We start from the raw sequence: 2,896 nt of genomic DNA, 5'->3' as shown, positions 1-2,896 counted from the left end.
AGAAGATTTAAATTATGTGAAGGCTAATGAAGCGAATCCTGAGTTTGCATTAAATTACTTTTATGCATTAGCAAAATCATTAATCGCTGAAAATAAACCTATTGCTCAAAAAAAAGTAAAAGAAAATGTTTCTTTAGAACCAATAGAAAAACTAGCATTAGTTAAAAAAATATAAACGAAAAAAGCTTTAATCTATAAATATTAAAGCTTTTTTATTTATATAGTTGCTTTTTTATATCACTTAAAGATGTATTCACTAAAAAGTGGCCACTTGTATCATGATGATAATCCCTAGATTTACTAATTTGTAATTTAAGATTTTTCTCTTTCTCATCTTTATATTCTAGCAAAACAACAACTTCAAAATCTTCCTCACCTTTTAAAGATTTTGATTGAAGATACACTTCCTTCAATTTTTTATCTCTAGATATTTGAGTCATAATTTTTTTAATTTCATTTGAAGATAAATCAACATCCTTATCATTTAATAATTGATTTGGATCAATGTTTGATAAAAATACTTGTTCATTCCCTATTAAAGTAGATGCAAAAAATTGGCCTAGAAACTCTTCTTGACTTGTACCTAACTTATTAGGTAACCCCTCTATTTCACCCACATCATCTAAATTTAATTTCTCTAAGACCCTAGTGACGTTCTTATAATATATTTTTGTACGTTGTAATTCCTTTTCCAATGTTTCCTTTTCTTCTGCTACTTTTAATGGGTTAGATTTCGCGAACAATGTTTTTTCACTATACATCTTATTAGTAAACTGAATACCTATAAATATAAAAAGTATTGCTCCAATTAATCCAGCTATAATTAATATAATTTTTCTATTCATGATCCTATCCTTTCTATATAACTTAAAAAGTAGATAAACTTTTTAGTTTAAATTAGAAGGGATACAAATCAGTATCCCTTCTAATTTTATTGAATCTTAATGTATTGAATTGGATTTATAGCATAAGATTTATTTATATTCCACGATGGCTTATGCATTTCAAAGTGTAAATGTTGTCCATATGCTTGACCTGTCTCACCTTGATAACCAAGGAATTGTCCTTTTTTTACTGTTGTTCCTTCTGTTACTGCACGATTTCTCATATGAGCATATACTGTTTCATATTGTTGTCCATTTATATTGTGTCGAATCATTACACAGTTCCCATATGTTTGTGACAAGTACGAACGGAATACTACACCATCAGCTGCTGCAACTATCGGAACAGTTCCTTTTTGTGCAATATCAATGCCGTGATGATTATCAAAGGAACGTTCTCCATATCCTGACGTTAATCTTCCTTGAGTTGGTGTCATCCAATCGCCACTCGTAGCTTCAGGCAATTGATTTTGATCGTGTTTATAGGTTGCCTCATTTTTAAACTTCATTGCTGTGTCATATATTTGCTTTCCACCATCTTTAGAATTTGTATATAACCACAACGCTTTTTCTGCATCACTTTTAACATTGAAATCAGCTAAAATTTTTGACGCACTATAAATTGAATCATGGTTATCATTTATATCGGCTTTCTTATCACCATTTCCATCTACACCTTTTCCACCATATTTTTTAATCAACTCTAAGTCCATCAAGTCCTTATCACTAATTCCTTCTAATTCTCCAGCTGAATTTCTACTTGGATGCTTCCATCCCATCCAAGTTACAGGTTTAATTTGCATTGGTCCTCTTTCACCTGCAGCAGATACAGTAATATTTTTCGAGAAAGAACTCTTATGATAATGTACAGCGGCTAAAATATACCAAGGTGTACCAAATTTCTTCTCAGCCCCTAAATAGATTGGCATAAATTGTGGTGGAATACTTGATCCAGGAATTATATCCCCAATAAAATCACCATCTAGCATTTGAGAAATATCTTTTCCATCTACCCAATCTATATAATGAAGTGGTAATCCGCTTGCATACTCATAGAAAAGTTCAAACATTTTTTTATCACCATATTTGTACCCAGCTTGTGATAAAATTTCGTCTAATTTTGAGTAATCATACTTAAATTCTTGTTTATCTTGTAAATAATTCGTCTCTTGTACTTCTGTATTATCACCTGTTCTTTTCCAACCAGATTTAACTTCTTTATAGTGTACTTTGGCATTACCATTCCAGGCCCTAACCTTAGTAATTACTTTTGTTGTTCTAGTTGTAGTATTTATACTATTTGTCCATTCAGCACAGTCTTCAGAACCTTCTTTCTTTTTAGCGCATGTTTTTGTCTTTGTTTCTACAGTTTCTGTTTTATCTTCATAAGTGAAATCTGGCTTCAATTTATCATAGAAATATTTTAAAAGCGCTTTATCGATTGTAACTGGTCCAGTTGAAATTCCTCCACCGCCACCAGTTGAAACGTCTGTGCCTTCATTTGAACTTAAATCACCATCGCCTAATACACGAGTAGCCCATGCAAACTTACCAGTTTTAAAGTCAGAAATCTTCACTGTCTGTCCTACGTCTGGTGCTTCAATCATTTTCCCATTGCCTATATATATAGCAACATGAGTGATACCTGTTCGATTCCCTGTATTTGCAAAGAATATTAAGTCACCTTTCCTCATGTCATTTACATTTGTTATTTTCTTCCCTTGTTTTGATTGCATTGCAGCTGTTCTATCTAACGGGATTCCAATGGCTCTATAAACATATTGTGTTAATCCACTACAATCAAAACCTTTAGGAGATGTTCCACCCCAAACATAAGGAACACCTAAGTATTTTTTTGCTTCTTCAATAACTTGGTCAGCTTTTTTAGTTTCTGCTTCTGTCGGCTGATTTGGTGTTGTCGTTGGTTGAGTGGTTGGTTGAGTGGTTGGTGTAGGAACTGTTGTTGGTATTGTTGTAGTAGGTTGTGGTGTTGCTACCGGCCCTTCACCTCT

General features: G+C 32.6%; 2 protein-coding genes. Both read right to left on the bottom strand.

From position 1 onward, the window contains the following. Positions 1-212: 212 nt before the first annotated feature. On the bottom strand, positions 213-845 hold the full coding sequence (locus tag RCF13_RS20165; RefSeq protein ID WP_308141506.1) for a hypothetical protein: 633 nt from the start codon (positions 843-845) through the stop codon (positions 213-215). An 86-nt stretch (positions 846-931) separates the two neighbouring features. After that, positions 932-2,896 (bottom strand): NlpC/P60 family protein (locus RCF13_RS20160; protein ID WP_308141505.1); only part of this gene is annotated, 1,965 nt, incomplete at its 5' end.

It is taken from the genome of Stenotrophomonas maltophilia group sp. RNC7, from assembly GCF_030910085.1.
Lineage (GTDB): Bacteria > Pseudomonadota > Gammaproteobacteria > Xanthomonadales > Xanthomonadaceae > Stenotrophomonas > Stenotrophomonas sepilia.
This window is presented reverse-complemented; position numbering and strand designations above follow the sequence as displayed.

Excerpts from the sequence above, each read along its gene's own strand:
- RCF13_RS20165 (WP_308141506.1), bottom strand. The coding sequence starts at position 845 with ATGAATAGAAAAATTATATTAATTATAGCTGGATTAATTGGAGCAATA.